This is a genomic window from Collinsella sp. An307 (assembly GCF_002161805.1).
Taxonomy (GTDB): Bacteria; Actinomycetota; Coriobacteriia; order Coriobacteriales; family Coriobacteriaceae; genus Coprousia.
The window spans coordinates 198,768-215,076 of sequence record NZ_NFIP01000002.1 but is presented as its reverse complement, the minus strand read 5'-3'; the positions used below and the strand labels follow the sequence as shown (position 1 = coordinate 215,076).

Below are 16,309 nucleotides of genomic sequence, written 5' to 3'. Positions count from 1 at the left end.
AGTCAGTTCCGTTTAGCATTTCCAACCTTCATCCTCTCCTTTGAGTTACGTAGAGTAGAGATTATCCTGCTTAAGGATATGAACGCTCGAGGAGCCAACACAATCATATTACACAAAACCCTCGCTGGAGTGGCAGCGGTCCTAAAGCTCAGCTTGGAATTCAAGCTCTCACTTATTACCGTCTTTGCCAGCCGCAACAAATCCCTTCTCGAATCATTGTCCTCAGCAAGCCACATCGCAGAGTAACACGCTTGGCAGAATTGCAGCCAGTATATGTTCGCCACTGCACGAGGAACCTCCGGCTCGATTCTGAGAAGATCAGAAAAAGTTAAACGAAACTCGTCTATAATGCCGCGCGCTTTTTTGGAGCTTTGTTTTAAGACGCTCGTAGAAGAAGATGCGTTGTCGCGGCGGTAGTAATAGAACGGCTGATTAACATAGGCATATGATTCAGCTGAAGCGTACGCCTTAAACCAGAAACCAGAGTCCTGAAACATCGCACCCGGAGTTGTATGATAAGCAGGCCGGAGACTTCCGATCAACTCACGTTTATATAAAGCCGTCCATGTTTGGAACAGAGGACCAGTCGGAATAGAGTCGTTTTTTAACGATAAACGAGCACCCGGCTCACCCCCAATAGGAGATGGCGCGCTAAACTTCCTGAAGTCTTTATCCCCATAAAACAACGTAGCCTGCGAACGCACTATATCAACATTAAGAGCATCGGCAACGCCCAGAAGCACTTCGTACATCCGTGTGTCAACATAGTCATCCGGCTCCAAGATTGCGACGTATCGCCCCCTCGCAACCTCAATTCCTCTGTTCATAGTCATGCCATAGCCTTCGTTTGGCTTGTCTATGACAACAAATCTTTGATCCATCTCCGCATATTTATTTAGAACCTCAAGAGAGCCATCGGTGGAACCGTCATTTAGACACACTATTTCTATATTGGTCAGCGATTGGTTCTTTACGCTCTCCAGAGCCTCAGTCAAATATGGCAAAGCATTATACACTGGAATAATGACAGAAACCGCTGGCTGATAATTGGTGAACATAGGCTCCTCCGTACGAATTGGCTCAAATAATAGTAAACTTACTCAATCGCTTAGGCTATATAGGAGAACAAATGAGTGGTTATGGCACAGGAGGGGCTCCTCGGCCCAAATCGTTAAAAAGCAATCTCCTGTGGAACGCTTGCGGCTCACTAGTTTTTCTGGGATGTCAATGGCTGGTTACGGTTTTTGTGGCCCGCCTTTCATCGGGCTATTCAGCTGCCGGCAGCCTAGCAGTAGCAATGGCCGTTTCAAACATATTTGTTCCCATTGCGTTATATAAGATTCGCTCGTTTCAAGTATCTGATATCCAGAATGAGTACTCTAGTTCTGACTATGTCGCCTTCCGCCTGTTTACAATTTCCGTAGGCCTATTAGTATCGACAGTCTACGCAGCATTCACGTGTTCTCCATCCGATTTAATTATTACTGTAGCGTACATGCTCTTCAGAGTAAGTGAAGTATTTACCGACGTTTTGCATGGAATTGACCAGAAAAACGAAAGGATGGATTATTGTGGGAAGTCAATGCTTTCCAGAGGCATTCTGTTTCTAGTTGCATTTATTGTCTCAATGGAATTGACCGATAATTTATTATTTTCTATAGTTTGTATGTGTATATCCAATTATCCTTTCATACTCATAGACATGAGATGGGCTTCCCGGTTTGACGATATACGCCCAAAATGGCGAACTCGCCAAATGGTTTCCCTTGCAAAAATGTGTCTACCAGCTGTTGCTGGGATGGTTTGCTGCTCAGCTACGACGAGCATCGTGCGACAGTATTATGGACTCATCGCAGGCAACGAGCTACTTGGTGTATATGCGTCAGTATGTGCTCCTGCTGTAATTGTTCAAGCTGGCGCATCATATGTGTACGCCCCGCTACTAAGTAGTTTCGCAGATAGCTATCACTTTGGCAGAAGGAATCACTTTTATAGCTTACTGCTCCGCTCTTTGGCTGCCATAGGCATCCTGACGATAGGCTCTCTAGCTTTTGCTGAATTCTTCGGGGCCCTTTTTCTCGAAGTCGTGTTCGGGAATGCCATGGCAGCTTATTCCGATGTGCTCCTTGTCGCCTTTTTTGCAACAGCGGCTACTGCCTGTATTGCTCTTTTTAGTGACCTAACAATTGTGGTGCGCGACATGAAAGGGAATCTGGTGGGAAATAATCTCTCACTCCTCGCCTCTATTGTGATAATGGTTCCGTTGGTCGCCTCTTTTGATATGAACGGCGTAAGCCTGACTATTTGCGTTGCCTATTCCGTGGGATGTGTATACATGGCGTATTCCATGTCATCCAAGGCAAATCTCGATCAGAACACGAAACACAGTGCAGGATGAGCCGGCATATCCCGTAGGCTATGACGCTAATTCTTCATGCGATGGAAAAGACGCTATGTTGACTTGACAAATCCACTGCCTTAACGGCAAAGGGAGGTTAAGCAGCAGGGACTAGTGAGTCTTGTTTTCCTCTCGCTCTCTCAGAGCAATCTCCTGAATAAGAGAGTTCGTCTTCGCACGGAGATGAGCAACTTTTGCGTTAAGCGAAAACACACGGATGAGCAAAATAGCGATTACACACAGGAAAACAAAGTTGGAGGGAGAGTCGAATCCCAACACACCCGAGAGCGCATAGGCAATCCCCGGGAAGATGGCTAGCAGTGCAAGCACGAGAATGAATAGCAGCCAAAAGATGGCATCCATCGTCTCAAACTCGGATTTCTTAATCTTTCGAATTACAAAGATCAGCACCAAAACGGCGCAGACCAGTAGAAAGATACGCAGGGCAAGCGACATGACAATCACCTAAACCATTGGACAAACAGAATGGACGCGCACGTACGAAGCATGTACTCAATCGAGCGGGTCAGGTTGAGGTAGCTCTCCCCCGCCATGCGGTCACGCATCTCCACCTGGCACTCAACCACCTTGGCACCCTTATGAATGAGGTAGGCGATGGAGTCGGGCTCCGGACCAAAATCGTTGAACCGGCAGAACGACTGAAACACCGTCGACCGATAGAGGCGCATGCCCGAGGTCGGATCCTTGATCTTGGCGCCCGTGGTAAATCGGGTAATCGCCGAAATTAGGCACGAACCGATCATACGCGCGGAGTGCGACTTCTTCTCGGTCACAAAACGAGAGCCGATGACAATGTCAGCTTCGGTGCGCTCCATCTCGTCGACGAGCGTCTTGATGTACTCAGGACGATGTTGCCCGTCGGCATCAAACTGAATCGCCGCATCATAGCCCATGCGTAAAGCATATTTGATCCCCGCTTGGAAGCCATAGGTGAGGCCAACGTTCGCCGGCAGGTCTAGCATGCGGAAGCCGTGCTCCCTACAGATGCAGCGCGTACCGTCCTTGGATCCATCGTTGATTACAACGTAATCATACTGAGGGGCGACCCGCATTAGCTCTTCGACCGTACCGACGATACTATCTTCTTCGTTATAGGCCGGTATGATGACCAGTGTCTTCATAGCTTGCGTCGCATCTCCCCTTCTGCACCTACATCTCGGAATATTGTACGCGAGAACGCATTTGGCACAACGCGCACCGGAAAGACATAGACAACCTTCAGATGAGTTCGATTGGCTCCTTCGTCATAGCATTGATGTAAGCGCAGTCAACCTTTGTGCATCGGTTCGGCCAAGGAGAGCAAAACGCTAAAGCGAAAGCAAAAAAACAGTGCGCGAAATAACCAACGAATACATCCATTTTCAACATATCCGGCTACCACCACATCACTCGAGTCCATGCTTCGCGATATAATCCTCAGCCACGCGGTTGAGCTCATCAATACCGTTCGAAAGCGTTTCCCATACAATGGCGCGATCCACATGCGAGCAATCGTGAGCAAGGCGATTGCGCAAGCCGCGCACGGCGTCCCATGGAACTTCAGGGCAGGGTTAACTTTACCTCGAAAGACAGTGCGTTAGCCTCCTAGAGTAAACGGTAGACGCTCTCTCGCTTTAGACCCTCATCGCGCGCAGTCCATACCTCACCGCAGATAAGGTCAACCATCGGGCACGAGAGTCAAACAGGTGCAGCTTTCGCACAAACCGATGGATACGACATACGTTGCGGATGCGTACCAGCTCATCAGCCAAAAGCACGTTCACGGCATCTTGCACACAGGCTCCATGCATCTCCGGACTCGCCATGAGGCCTCATCTCTTATAAGAGTATAACCGGAGCAAACCTTTGTGCAGGGCCCTTGGTCTGCAGCTAAAACAGGCCGCGCACGGTCACCCCGTGCGCGGCCCTTACAAGCCGATATGTACCTAACGGCTACTCCGCGCTGTCGCTACCGTCCTTGCGCTTGATGATGCCGCTCTTGCCGGCAAAGACAAACGTCGCGCCGAATGTTGCGGCGCTTGCGCCCGCCAGGCCTGCGAAAAGCGCAAGGTCTGAGGTTTGCGGCAAGCGCTTGGCGCCGTTGGTACTGCTTTTGCTCGACCCGTTGCCGCCGTCTGAGCCAGAGGGGTCGCTCGCGTTCGCCGGGTCGGCAGCACCGTCCCGCTCGCCATCGGCACCCGTCTTCTTAGCCGCATCATCCCCTGGGGCCTTTCCGCCCCCATCGCCCTGCGTGTCTTCATCTGCAGCGGAGGTCCCCTGCCCAGAGGCGTCATTCGAGGTGTCTCCCTCGGATGAGTCGCCCTCAGCAGACCCATCAGCGGTCGCGTCGCTCTCGGCATCGCTGCCGTTAGAGTTGTCCGCCTGACCGGAGTCCACGCTGCCTCCAGGCGTGCTCGGAGCAGACTGCGGCGTCACCGGATCGACGGCATCCGCACCGTCGGAATCGGTGCCACCCTCCGTATCCGACCCGCTCCCGGCGTCCGAGCCACTATCGACGGTCGAATCCTCGCTGCCCTGCGATCCATCGGCCGAAGTATCCGACCCCGCGCCATCCGAGTCGTCAGACCCGGCACCGTCCGCACCCGCGTCGGCCGAACCGTCGCTCGAAGCGCCGCCATCGGGCTCATCGGCCGAGCCTCCGCCCGCAGTCCCCGGATCGGCGGCATCGCTCGAGTCGCCCGCGGTCTGACCGGAATCGGATCCAGCGCCCGCACCATCGGACGCGCCGCCCTCGCCAGAGGCACCAGAAGACGATCCCGCACCGTCAATCCCTTCCCCCTGCGTCGGCTCGTCCGCCGCGTCTCCATTGGAGTCAGACGCACCGGGCCCCGTCGCATCTGAACCGGCAGACGGATCATCCACCGCACCCCCGACGTCCTGCTCTGCCTCATGCAGCGAGATATATGCCAGGCAGTCATTCAGCTCGTTGCGATAACGGTCCCCCCAACCCTTGTAGTACCGCGTCTGCGAGCTGTACTGCGCGATGTTGTCCGTCATCTGGGTCGCTAGGGCCGTCACAAACTCACGGTCTGTCATATCGTTGCTGAGGCTCGCTCCGCACATAACCTTCTTCACGCCGTTCGTACCCCACATGTTGGAGAGTCCCCACACCATGCCCTTGACGCAATCGGCGCGGCCGAACATATCGATGCCCAGCTCGCTCTTGAGCCAACGCTCGGTCGGAACGTAGTAGCTGTTGTACGCATACGCATCCTGAAACGCCGAGAACTCCGCGGGGTCGGTGTCATAGGCGGCGTACCACGCATTCTGCGCCAGCTGACCGAGCTCGTTCAGCGTTCCCGCCTCAGAATCGTACATGGACGACGCGCCCGCGATCTCACTCCCCCGGTCGATCACCGGTTTGAGCATGGAGTACTTCGCGGGATTGGCACTATACACCGCCGTGACGAACGAGATGAGCGAGTACCGCCGGTCAAACTGATAGTAGCCGAGCGCGTTGTAGCCATCTCCTCGCCCGAAGCCCTGGCGGTAGTTGCTGTGGCTCTCGTACTTGGTGAAGTACTTCATCTCGCTGGAAACCGAGACGGATGAGAGGCTCGATGCCGAGGAGCGTGCTGACCGCGCAGAGGCGGGGGCGACGTCCTCGCAAAAGTCGGTCTTATCGTAATCGCTCGGCGCAGGCAGAGGCTCCGCGGCAACGTCATCCGCTGCCACATCCCCCGTACCAGTCGTATCCGCGCCGGCTGACGAGGAACCTTCCGGCTGCGCCGCGGCGTTAGCATCGTGCTCGACAGACGCCTCTTCAGCATAAACGGGCGTTGCCGCATGCGCGGCTCCAAAGGAAAGCGTAAGGGCGAGTCCTGCGGCAACAGCGAGGTGGCGGGGCTTCATGTCGCTCCAATCTGCGGCTCCAAAGAGCAAGCGCGGTTATGGTACGGGTCACAGACCATGAGAAGCCCAGTATTGCAAGCGTCTTAAGCGGGGGTCAAGCAAATCACGCCACCCCCACGCAATTCAATTAAGGTTGAAGTTCAGCTTGAAGCGTACGGGTAGCACCGGGCGGAGTCTCGACAGGCCGTGCTCCTTGGGCGACCGTTGCGTATCCACCACTCTTCTGTTTACTCACGAGTGGTTTTCTGCTATTTTCACATCACATTTTGGTGCTGTACAGCAGAAAGCCACTCCTCAGCATATCTGCACCGTGCTGAGGAGTGGCTTTCTGCCATTTCGAACATAACAACCAAGGTTCGGGTGGAGCCTGTCCTACTCTCCCGTCGAAATCTCGAGGTTGATCTCGGGCACGGCGGCGAGGTCGGCGAGCGTCACACCGTCCACGTAGCGTTCTATCACCTCGTCGAGGCCGGTCCAGAACTTAACCGTCGAGCAAAGGCCGGCGCGGTAGCACGCCCCCTCGATACCCTCGCAGGCCACAGGCGCCGTGGTGCCCTCCGCGACGCGCAGGATATCGCCCGCGCGAATATCGGTCGCGGGACGGGCCAGCACGTAGCCACCGCCTTTGCCCCGCACGCTCTTGAGCAGCCCGGCCTGCATGAGCGGGCGCACGAGCTGCTCGAGGTATTTTAGGGAGATGTCCTCCCCCGCCGCCACCTCGCGCAGGGCGACCTTGTGACCGTCCTCGCGACCGAAGGCGGCGATATAGATCATGAGGCGCAGCGCGTAGCGCCCTTTAGACGATATAAGCACGCGCTCGCTCCTTCCTGCGGTGGCTTCAGCTTTGGCCCGCAAAGGTGGCAAAGCGGCCGGATCGGGGCACCCTGCGGTAGATGTCGCGTTACGGCCCCGCTCCACATGCGGCACCCAAATGGCACAAGAAATCCTAGTGGATTAGTCGGATTTCATCTTGACTTCACCGGCATTCATCTTATCGTTAATCCGAGATTATTCCTAGGATTTTCATCCTACGCACAGCAAGGAGCCACTATGCCCGCTTCCACCCCGCTGCTCAGCGTCCAGGGCCTCTCGGCCGCGGTCGATGAGAAGGAGATCCTCCACGGCATCGACCTTGCCGTCGACGCCGGCGAGACGCACGTCCTCATGGGCCCCAACGGCGCCGGCAAGTCCACCTTGGGCCACGTCATCATGGGCGACCCCGTCTACACCCAGACCGCGGGCACCATCACCTTCGACGGCGAGGACGTGACCGAGCTTTCGCCCGACAAGCGCTCCCGTGCGGGACTTTTCCTCTCCTTCCAGGCGCCGGTCGAAATCCCCGGCGTGCCACTCTCGAGCTTTTTGCGCGCCACGCTCGCCGCGCGCCCAGACCGGGCGCTTAAGGGCAAGGAGTTCCGTCGTCGCGTGAAGGAGCTCTGCGCCGAGCTCGACATGGACCCGAGCTACCTCAACCGTGAGCTTGGCGTGGGCTTCTCGGGCGGCGAGAAGAAGAAGGTCGAGATGCTCCAACTTTTGCTCCTCCAGCCCAAGCTCGCCATCCTCGACGAGACTGACTCCGGCCTCGACGTCGACGCGCTCAGCGTTGTGAGTCGCGGCATGGACCTCTACCGCAAGACCTGCGACGGCTCGCTCATTATCATCACGCACAACACCCGTATCCTGGAGCACGTGGACGTTGATCGCGTGCATGTCATGGTCCAGGGCCGCATGGTGCGCGAGGACGACGCCTCCCTCATCCCTTGGATCGACGAGAACGGCTTTGAGTCCTTTGAGCAGGCCGGCGAGGGCGCTGTCGGCGCGGACGGTCAGGCGTCCGGCACGGGCGCACTCGACGGGATCGACGCCGCCGACCTCTCGGCCGTCGTCGAGCGCTAAGGAGGCGCGATGGCAAAGCAGCGCACCGAGGTCGCGGATATCGACCGCAGCCTCTACGACTTCAAAGATTCCGAGGAGGGCTTTGAGCGCCTGGCCGAGGGCCTCACGCCCGAGATCGTGACCGAGATCTCCCGCCGCAAGGACGAGCCCCAGTGGATGCTCGAGTTTCGTCTGAAGTCGCTCGAGATCTACAACAGCTTCCCCGACCCCACGTGGGGCCCTTCGATCGCGGGTCTCGACATGGACCACATCGCCACCTACGTGAAGCCCAACACCGACCAGTCCGCCACCTGGGAGGACGTGCCCGACGACATCAAGAACACCTTTGAGCGTCTGGGCATCCCCGAGGCGGAGCGGAGCTACCTCGCCGGCGTGGGCGCTCAGTACGACTCGGAGCTTGTCTACCACAACATGCAGGACACCGCCTCCAAGATGGGCATCGTCTACTCCGGTATTGAGGAGGCGCTCCACGAGCCGCGCTGGGAGGAGCTCATTCGCGAGAAGTTCATGACGCTCATCCCGCCGACGGACCACAAGTTTGCCGCGCTCCACGGTGCGGTGTGGAGCGGCGGCTCGTTTGTCTACGTGCCCGCCGGCACCAAGCTCGACTTCCCGCTCCAGAGCTACTTCCGCCTGAACGCCAAGGGCGCCGGTCAGTTTGAGCACACGCTCATCATCGTCGAGGACGACGCCGACCTGCACTTTATCGAGGGATGCTCGGCGCCTAAGTACAACGTGGCAAACCTGCACGCGGGCGCCGTGGAGCTCTTTGTGGGACGCCGCGCGCACCTGCGCTACTCGACCATCGAGAACTGGTCGAAAAACATGTACAACTTGAACACCAAGCGCGCACGCGTGGAGGAAGACGGCGAGATCGAGTGGATCAGCGGCTCCTTTGGCAGCCACGTGGGCTATCTCTACCCCATGAGCGTGCTCACCGGGCGACGCGCGCGCTCGAGCTTTACCGGCATCACCTTTGCGGGCGCGGGCCAGAACCTCGACACCGGCACCAAGGTGGTCATGGCCGCGCCCGACACCCGCGCGACCGTGGAGACCAAGGGTATCTCCAAGGGAGGCGGCATCCAGACGTTCCGCTCCTCCATTGTGGTGACGCCCGCGGCAGAGGGCGCGCAGGCAACGGTCAGCTGCCAGTCGCTCATGCTCGACGACGAGAGCCGCTCGGACACCATCCCCGCGATGGACGTGCGCGCCAAAAACGTCGACATTGGTCACGAAGCAACGATCGGCCGCATCGGCGACGACAAGGTCTTCTACCTTATGAGCCGCGGCATCTCTGAGGAGGAGGCGCGCGCGATGATCGTGAACGGCTTTGCGAACCCGGTTGCCAAGGAGCTGCCACTCGAATACGCCGTTGAGATGAACAACCTCATCAAGCTCGAGATGGAAGGGGCGATCGGCTAGATGGACGCTCTCACCATACGCAACGCCAGCGCTATGCCCGCGCCCACGTGGGGCTGGCTCAAGATGAACAACGCCAAGGTCGCCATTCCCGCCGGCCTTGCCCCCGTCGGCGCCGTTGACGTGGACGCGCCGCAGGAGCTCTTTGACAACGCGCGGCCCTTTGAGGTCGCGGTGGCCGAGATGCAGGAGCGCGTGGACGCCGCACGAGGCGACACGGCGGATGACCGTGCCTGCCTGCGCGCCGCCAAGACGGGCGGCACGCGTGCCGATGCGGACGGGGACCTCGGCGACCTCGACATTCCGGCGCTCTCGCGCTACCAGGAGCGCGCCTGCCGCGAGGAAGCCGAGGGCGACATCGCCCGTGCCTTTGAGACGGGCATGGGCCACGACGCCCGCTCCTACCTGAACTTTCTCGCCGGCGAGCCGGTGGCCCTCGGCACAACTGAGGGTGAGCGCGCCCGCGCGGTCGTGCGCGTAGAGGGCGAGGAGCGCGCAGCCGCGGCCGTTGCCGTCGACGTGGTGGCCGCGCCCGACTCCGAGCTCGACCTTGTGATCGAGCTCGACGGTACCGATGACTTTGGCGATGCGGACGCTGCCGCCCTCATTGGCTCCGAGCTGCGCGTCTTTGCTGGCGCGCGCTCGCGCGTGAACGTTACCGTCTACGTGTGCGCCCTGCCCGCAACCGTGGTTTTGGACGACGAGGGCTACGTGCTCGACGAGGGCGCACGGCTCACCGTGCGCCACGTGGTGCTGGGCGGCGGCACGACCTACACCGGCCTTGTGGCGGACCTCCGCGCCGACGGCGCCCGCGCCGACATCGACACGAGCTACCTTGCAACCGGCGCCGAGAGCCGCGACTTTGCCTACACCGTCCGCCACCGCGGGCGCAAGACCGTCTCCAACATCCTCGCAAACGGCGTGCTCGCCGGCACCTCTAAGAAAGTCCTGCGCGGCACCATCGACCTCGTCCACGGCTGCAAGGGCTCCGAGGGCACCGAGCGCGAGACCGTGCTCATCGCAAGCGAGGGCGTGGACAACAAGACCGTCCCGACCATCCTTTGCGACGAGGACGACGTCGCCGGCAACCACGGCGCAACCATCGGGCACGTCCGCCCCGACCAGCTCTTCTACATGATGAGCCGCGGCATCTCGCCCGAGGCGGCAGAGGCGCTCTTCCTCACCGCCAAGCTCGAGGACGCCGCACTCACCGCCCCCACCGAGGGCGCCCGCGCCGCGGTCGCGCGTCTGGCCGAGCGTCTGGTCGAGGATTTCGATATCGACGAGACCGAGGAGGACGCAGCATGATCGACACCGAGAACGTTCGCTGCGAGAGCTGCACCGCGCCCGAGGCGCCCGTCATCGACGCGAGCGACGAGGCCTCCCGCACCTGGCCCAAGCTCGATATCGCCGCCAACCCCTACAAGGCAGACTTTCCGCTGCTCACGGGGCATTCGGACATCGCTTTTCTCGACAGCGCCGCCACCGCGCAGCGCCCTGCCGTGGTCCTCGACGCGCAGCGCCGGTTCTATGAAACCATGAACGCCAACCCGCTCCGCGGTCTCTACTCGCTCTCCGTCGAGGCGACCGAGGCCATCGCCAAGGTGCGCGCTCAAATCGCAACGCTCATCGGCGCCGTGGACGAGCGCGGGCGCGCGCAGGCCTCTGAGATCGTCTTCACCCGCAACACCAGCGAGTCGCTGAACCTTGTTGCCAAGGCGTTCGCGCCCACGGTGCTTGAGCCCGGCGATGAGGTCGCCATCACTATCATGGAGCATCACTCCAACCTCATCCCCTGGCAGCAGGCGTGCCGGGCGGCAGGAGCCACGCTCGTCTACCTCTACCCCACCAAGACCGGCGAGCTCACCGATGAGGAGATCGCCGCCAAGATCGGCCCCAAGACCAAGATCGTGGCCGCCACGCAGGTCTCAAATGTCCTTGGCTGCCGCGTACCGGTGGAAAAGCTCGCCCGCGCCGTGCATGCGCAGGGCGGCTACCTCGTTGTCGACGCCGCGCAGTCCGTCCCCCACATGCCCGTGGACGTGCGCACACTCGGTGCGGACTTCCTCGCGTTTTCCGCTCACAAGGCGCTCGGGCCCATGGGCGTGGGCGTGCTGTGGGGACACCGCGCGCTTCTAGAGCAGGCCGAGCCCTTCCTCACCGGCGGTGAGATGATCGACTCGGTGACCGAGCAGTCCGCCGTCTGGGCACCCGTGCCCGAGAAGTTCGAGGCGGGCACGCAGGACGCCGCGGGCATCTTCGCCACGGGGGCCGCCCTCACCTACCTGACCGAGCAGGTGGGCTACGACGCCGTACACGCGCGCGAGCAGGCGCTCGTCCATTACGCCATGTCCCGTATGGTGGAGCTCCCCTTCATCGACATCCTGGGGTCCATCTACTGGGACCGTCACCTGGGTGTCATCAGCTTCAACGTGCGCGGCATCCACCCCCACGACGTCGCGAGCATCCTCGACATGCAGGGCGTGTGCATCCGCGCCGGGCACCACTGCGCACAGCCGCTGCTCGCCTGGATGGGCTGCGAGAACCTCGCCTGCTGCCGCGCGAGCCTCGCCTTCTACAACGACCAGGCGGATATCGACCGCTTTATCGACGGTCTCACCACAGTCTGGAACACCTTCCACTGATTCATTTGGGGACGGGGTCGAAGTATGCAATCTGGCGCGTTTCGGCCCCGTCCCCAAATGCACCTATTTTGAACCCGTCCCCAAATGTGCACCTAAGGAGCACCTTCATGGCCAACATCTACAGCTCGACCACGTTCATGGAGCATAACTCCCACCCCGACTACAAGTACGAGATGGACGCCCCCACCCACACGCACGACGGCATCAACCCCAGCTGCGGCGACGAGCTCACCCTCCAGCTGCGTGTGGAGGACGGCGTGATCGAGGAGGCGAGTTTCACCGGTCACGGCTGCGCCATCTCCCAAGCCTCGGCAGATATCATGGCCGAGCTCATCACCGGTGAGACCATCGAGGAAGCACGCCGACTCTCAGCCCTCTTCCTCAAGATGATCCGCGGCGAGGAGCTTTCCGAAGAGGATTACGAGGACCTCGACGAGGCTGCCCAGCTGAAGGACATCTCGCACATGCCCGCCCGCGTGAAGTGCGCCGAGCTCGCCTGGCGCACGCTCGACGGCATCCTCTCCTAGCCCTCTCCCACCAGCGCGACGCCCCGCCGCCGTTTCTGGGTACACTGGCGGGAGTACCCTCAGCGACAGGATGCAACCGTGGCCAAACGACCCGACCGAGACAACAAGCGCTCCCAGGAACATCGCAGCACCAACATCGACGGCTCACCGCGACAGCGCAAACCCGGCACCCCGAAGCTCTACGTCGGCGATGCGTGGTCGACACGCGACCGCAACGCAGATCGCTCCTCGCTCAAGCAGGTGCGCGTCACCTTTGTCATCCTCGCCATCGTGGCGGCGGCCTACGTCGCCTACCTCGTGCTGAGCGGTCAGGCGGACGACTTCATCCGTGCGCTCGCCGGCGTCGACCCCGCCTGGATCGTCGCGGGAATCATCTGCTTTCTGTTCTATTACGTCTTCGGCGTGCTCGCCTTCGCGGTGCTCGCCGCCCTCGACCACGACTCGCCGGTCGGGTTTCGCGACCTCATGAGCGTGGAGGCGTCCGGCGTCTTCTTCATGCGCCTCACCCCCGGCGGCGCCGGCGTCATCCCCTCCCAGATCTACCGTCTCACGCGTGCGGGCCTTCCCGTCGCCGAGGCGACCGCACTGCAGTCCGTTCGCTTCACCCTCTACGAGGCGGGCGAGGGCATCTTCGCCGCCATCATGCTCGTGCTCTGCGGCGGATACTTCCTCGAGACCTTCGCCGACGTGCAGATCTTGGGCCTCAACATCACCCTCATCGGCATCTTCATGTTCGCGGTCAAGTTCGTCCAGGTGTCGGTCGCGATTCTTATCTGCCTACTGCCGCGCCCCATCATGGCGCTGGCCCACGCGGCGCTGCGCGCAGGGCGGGCGCTGCACGTGGTGAGCGAGAAGCGGTACCGCCGCTTCCACGAGCTGGTAGACACACAGGTCGACACCTTCGCCCGCGCCTTTCGCAACGGCGCCGCGCACGGGGGCGTCTTGCTCGCAGCAGAGCTCATCACCCTTGTGCAGCTCGGGTGCATGTACGCGCTCCCCTATTTCGTGCTGCGCTCCTTTGGCCTCGAGGCGGACCTCATCATCTGCCTCGCCTCGGGCTCCATGGTCGAGCTGCTCGTGAACGCGATCCCGCTGCCCGGCGGCGCGGGAGGCGCCGAGGTGGGCTTCACCTATCTCTTTGGCGGGATGTTCGGTTGGCATCTCTCCGCCGGCCTCGTGATCTGGCGCGGGATCGAGTACCTGCTGCCCGTGCTCATCGCAGCCCCCTGCATGGGCATGCGCTCTGCCTCGGGCGAGAGCATCTATCACCGCTTCACGCGCTGGGACACAAACCTACGGCGCATCGCCCGGCATGATCGGAGCGGTCTCAAGCGTGCACAGGGCATCACCTATCGGCCCAAGCGCACTAAAGAAGACGAGGACCTGGCAGCGAAATCCTCCACCGACAAGCACTAGCAAGTCGCCCATCCCCACCTATCTGACGCCCCAGGACCGCACGAACGCGCAAGGGGCCATAGTTTCCTTCGTTTTTCATGCCATCGGGCATCCTCGAAGATGGCTATTCGCGGTACAATGACTGTGCATGTCAGGTTCGGCCGGCTATGTTGCCATGGCCCGCCGCTGAGAAACCGAAAGAGAGGAGAGGCATGCAGTACACAGCAGAAGTGGAGAACATGTGCCCTGTCGCCAAGGGTGCATACCACGGCCCCGCGCCCATCCCCGAGGAGGGCAAGTGGGTTCAGGCCAAGGAGATCGCCGACATCTCCGGTCTCACGCACGGTGTGGGCTGGTGCGCGCCCCAGCAGGGTGCCTGCAAGCTCACGCTCAACATCAAGGAGGGCGTCATCGAGGAGTGCCTCGTCGAGACCCTCGGCTGCTCGGGCATGACCCATTCCGCAGCCATGGCCTCCGAGATTCTTCCCGGCAAGACCATCCTTGAGGCTCTGAACACCGACCTCGTCTGCGACGCCATCAACGTGGCCATGCGCGAGCTGTTCCTCCAGATCGTCTACGGCCGCAGCCAGACCGCCTTCTCTGAGGACGGCCTGCCCGTCGGCTCCTCCCTCGACGACCTCGGCAAGGGCCTGCGCAGCCAGATCGGCACCATGTTCGGCACCAAGCTCAAGGGCGCCCGTTACCTCGAGCTCGCCCAGGGCTACGTCACCCGCATGGCGCTCAACGACAAGAACGAGATCATCGCGTTCGAGTTCCTGAACCTCGGCAAGTTCACCGATGCCCTCAAGAAGGGCGTCTCCCCCGAAGACGCCATCGCCGGCGCCATGGGTCACTATGGTCAGTGGGAGGCCGCTGCCAAGTACATCGATCCTCGTACCGACGAGGAGACCCACACCGTTGAGTCCGTGTTCCCGGTTCACGAGTAGAAAGGGAGGGAAGACACATGGCTGTAAGCTTCGAAGGTTACGAGCGCCGCATCGACAAGATCAACGCGTGCCTCGCTGAGAACGGCATCTCCTCCCTCGAGGAGGCCGAGCAGATCTGCCTCGACAAGGGCGTCAATCCTCGCGAGATCGTCGAGGGCGTCCAGTCCATCGCGTTCGAGAACGCCAAGTGGGCCTACACCCTCGGCTGCGCTCTCGCCATCAAGAAGGGTGCCAAGGACGCCTCTGAGGCCGCCGCTATCATCGGCGAGGGCCTCCAGGCCTTCTGCGTGCCCGGCTCCGTCGCCGAGGACCGCAAGGTCGGCCTCGGTCACGGCAACCTCGGCGCCATGCTCCTCGGTGACGACACCGAGTGCTTCGCGTTCCTCGCTGGTCACGAGTCCTTCGCGGCCGCTGAGGGCGCCATCGGCATCGCTATGAACGCCAACAAGGCCCGCAAGAAGCCGCTGCGCGTTATCCTGAACGGCCTCGGCAAGGACGCCGCTCAGATCATCGCCCGCATCAACGGCTTCACCTACGTGAAGACCCAGTTCGACTACTTCACGAGTGAGCTCAAGGTCGTCGAGAAGATCGCCTACTCCGATGGTCCGCGCGCCGAGGTCAACTGCTACGGCGCCGACGACGTCCGCGAGGGCGTCGCCATCATGTGGGCGGAGAACGTCGACATCTCGATCACCGGTAACTCCACCAACCCCACGCGCTTCCAGCACCCCGTTGCTGGCACCTACTTCAAGGAGCGCGTGCTCGCCGGTAAGAAGTACTTCTCCGTCGCCTCCGGTGGCGGCACCGGCCGTACCCTGCACCCGGACAACATGGCTGCCGGCCCCGCCTCCTACGGCATGACCGACACCATGGGCCGTATGCACTCCAGCGCCCAGTTCGCCGGCTCCTCTTCGGTGCCTGCGCACGTCGACATGATGGGCCTCATCGGCATGGGCAACAACCCCATGGTCGGTGCGACCGTCGCCTGCGCCGTCGCCGTGAACGCCGCGCTGAACGCGTAAGGACACGTTGCATCTGACGCTCGTCCAAGACGCAACTTGAACGGCAGCGCCGTCGCTTGGGACTCCGAGCGGCGGCGCTTTTTCGTTACCGGGCGACCCCCGGGGCACGCATGCCGGCGCGCCTTGGGCTGCGGCCAGCCCACAAGGCAGTAGGCAGCCTACGAGGCAGTGGCCTACCCACAGTGGC

At 60.7% G+C, this 16,309-nt stretch carries 14 protein-coding genes; 9 read left to right on the top strand and 5 right to left on the bottom strand.

What is annotated here, in order from left to right; translation table 11 throughout:
• Window positions 1-2: 2 nt before the first annotated feature.
• The gene (locus B5F89_RS02915) at window positions 3-1,058 is read right to left on the bottom strand and encodes a glycosyltransferase (RefSeq protein WP_087430313.1); all 1,056 of its coding nucleotides are present in this window, start codon (window positions 1,056-1,058) and stop codon (window positions 3-5) included.
• Window positions 1,059-1,129: 71 nt separating this feature from the next.
• On the opposite strand from B5F89_RS02915, the gene B5F89_RS09950 reads away from it, so the two are divergent.
• Window positions 1,130-2,398, top strand: a complete 1,269-nt coding sequence (locus tag B5F89_RS09950; protein ID WP_143758322.1) for a hypothetical protein — start codon at window positions 1,130-1,132, stop codon at window positions 2,396-2,398.
• Window positions 2,399-2,509: 111 nt separating this feature from the next.
• Here B5F89_RS09950 and B5F89_RS02905 read toward each other — a convergent pair whose 3' ends face one another.
• The 4 genes from B5F89_RS02905 to B5F89_RS02885 form a co-directional block, all read right to left on the bottom strand.
• On the bottom strand, window positions 2,510-2,854 hold the full coding sequence (locus B5F89_RS02905; protein WP_087430311.1) for a DUF2304 domain-containing protein: 345 nt from the start codon (window positions 2,852-2,854) through the stop codon (window positions 2,510-2,512).
• A 5-nt stretch (window positions 2,855-2,859) separates the two neighbouring features.
• A complete protein-coding gene (locus B5F89_RS02900) occupies window positions 2,860-3,540 on the bottom strand; it encodes a glycosyltransferase family 2 protein (protein WP_087430310.1) in 681 nt (226 codons plus the stop codon).
• Window positions 3,541-4,351: 811 nt separating this feature from the next.
• Window positions 4,352-6,271, bottom strand: coding sequence for a hypothetical protein (locus B5F89_RS02890; protein ID WP_087430308.1), 1,920 nt, complete (start codon window positions 6,269-6,271; stop codon window positions 4,352-4,354).
• A gap of 372 nt (window positions 6,272-6,643) precedes the next feature.
• Entirely contained in the window at window positions 6,644-7,084 is a 441-nt protein-coding gene (locus tag B5F89_RS02885) for an Rrf2 family transcriptional regulator (RefSeq protein WP_087430307.1), read from the bottom strand.
• 237 nt (window positions 7,085-7,321) lie between these two features.
• Between B5F89_RS02885 and sufC the strand changes: the two genes are divergently transcribed.
• The 8 genes from sufC (at window position 7,322) to B5F89_RS02845 (ending at window position 16,122) form a co-directional block, all read left to right on the top strand.
• Complete coding sequence (gene sufC / locus B5F89_RS02880) at window positions 7,322-8,167, top strand: Fe-S cluster assembly ATPase SufC (protein WP_087430306.1); 846 nt, start codon at window positions 7,322-7,324, stop codon at window positions 8,165-8,167.
• 9 nt (window positions 8,168-8,176) lie between these two features.
• Window positions 8,177-9,589 (top strand): Fe-S cluster assembly protein SufB, encoded by a 1,413-nt coding sequence (gene sufB / locus B5F89_RS02875; RefSeq protein ID WP_087430305.1) that lies wholly within the window; start codon window positions 8,177-8,179, stop codon window positions 9,587-9,589.
• On the top strand, window positions 9,590-10,894 hold the full coding sequence (locus tag B5F89_RS02870; protein WP_087430304.1) for a SufD family Fe-S cluster assembly protein: 1,305 nt from the start codon (window positions 9,590-9,592) through the stop codon (window positions 10,892-10,894).
• The gene (locus tag B5F89_RS02865) at window positions 10,891-12,231 is read left to right on the top strand and encodes a SufS family cysteine desulfurase (RefSeq protein ID WP_087430303.1); all 1,341 of its coding nucleotides are present in this window, start codon (window positions 10,891-10,893) and stop codon (window positions 12,229-12,231) included. Before B5F89_RS02870 ends, B5F89_RS02865 begins: the two co-directional genes overlap by 4 nt.
• 107 nt (window positions 12,232-12,338) lie before the next feature.
• The gene (gene sufU / locus B5F89_RS02860) at window positions 12,339-12,758 is read left to right on the top strand and encodes a Fe-S cluster assembly sulfur transfer protein SufU (RefSeq protein WP_087430302.1); all 420 of its coding nucleotides are present in this window, start codon (window positions 12,339-12,341) and stop codon (window positions 12,756-12,758) included.
• Window positions 12,759-12,836: 78 nt separating this feature from the next.
• Entirely contained in the window at window positions 12,837-14,174 is a 1,338-nt protein-coding gene (locus tag B5F89_RS02855; RefSeq protein ID WP_087430301.1) for a YbhN family protein, read from the top strand.
• Between the two features lie 191 nt (window positions 14,175-14,365).
• Window positions 14,366-15,100 carry a hypothetical protein gene (locus tag B5F89_RS02850; RefSeq protein WP_087430300.1) on the top strand — a complete coding sequence of 245 codons (735 nt, stop codon included), beginning with the start codon at window positions 14,366-14,368 and terminating at the stop codon, window positions 15,098-15,100.
• Between the two features lie 17 nt (window positions 15,101-15,117).
• The gene (locus B5F89_RS02845) at window positions 15,118-16,122 is read left to right on the top strand and encodes a GGGtGRT protein (RefSeq protein ID WP_087430299.1); all 1,005 of its coding nucleotides are present in this window, start codon (window positions 15,118-15,120) and stop codon (window positions 16,120-16,122) included.
• Window positions 16,123-16,309 lie beyond the last annotated feature (187 nt).

Excerpts from the sequence above, each read along its gene's own strand:
- sufU (WP_087430302.1), top strand. The coding sequence starts at position 12,339 with ATGGCCAACATCTACAGCTCGACCACGTTCATGGAGCATAACTCCCAC.
- sufC (WP_087430306.1), top strand. The coding sequence starts at position 7,322 with ATGCCCGCTTCCACCCCGCTGCTCAGCGTCCAGGGCCTCTCGGCCGCG.
- B5F89_RS09950 (WP_143758322.1), top strand. The coding sequence starts at position 1,130 with ATGAGTGGTTATGGCACAGGAGGGGCTCCTCGGCCCAAATCGTTAAAA.
- B5F89_RS02900 (WP_087430310.1), bottom strand. The coding sequence starts at position 3,540 with ATGAAGACACTGGTCATCATACCGGCCTATAACGAAGAAGATAGTATC.
- B5F89_RS02865 (WP_087430303.1), top strand. The coding sequence starts at position 10,891 with ATGATCGACACCGAGAACGTTCGCTGCGAGAGCTGCACCGCGCCCGAG.
- B5F89_RS02905 (WP_087430311.1), bottom strand. The coding sequence starts at position 2,854 with ATGTCGCTTGCCCTGCGTATCTTTCTACTGGTCTGCGCCGTTTTGGTG.
- B5F89_RS02845 (WP_087430299.1), top strand. The coding sequence starts at position 15,118 with ATGGCTGTAAGCTTCGAAGGTTACGAGCGCCGCATCGACAAGATCAAC.
- B5F89_RS02915 (WP_087430313.1), bottom strand. The coding sequence starts at position 1,058 with ATGTTCACCAATTATCAGCCAGCGGTTTCTGTCATTATTCCAGTGTAT.
- B5F89_RS02850 (WP_087430300.1), top strand. The coding sequence starts at position 14,366 with ATGCAGTACACAGCAGAAGTGGAGAACATGTGCCCTGTCGCCAAGGGT.
- B5F89_RS02870 (WP_087430304.1), top strand. The coding sequence starts at position 9,590 with ATGGACGCTCTCACCATACGCAACGCCAGCGCTATGCCCGCGCCCACG.
- B5F89_RS02890 (WP_087430308.1), bottom strand. The coding sequence starts at position 6,271 with ATGAAGCCCCGCCACCTCGCTGTTGCCGCAGGACTCGCCCTTACGCTT.
- sufB (WP_087430305.1), top strand. The coding sequence starts at position 8,177 with ATGGCAAAGCAGCGCACCGAGGTCGCGGATATCGACCGCAGCCTCTAC.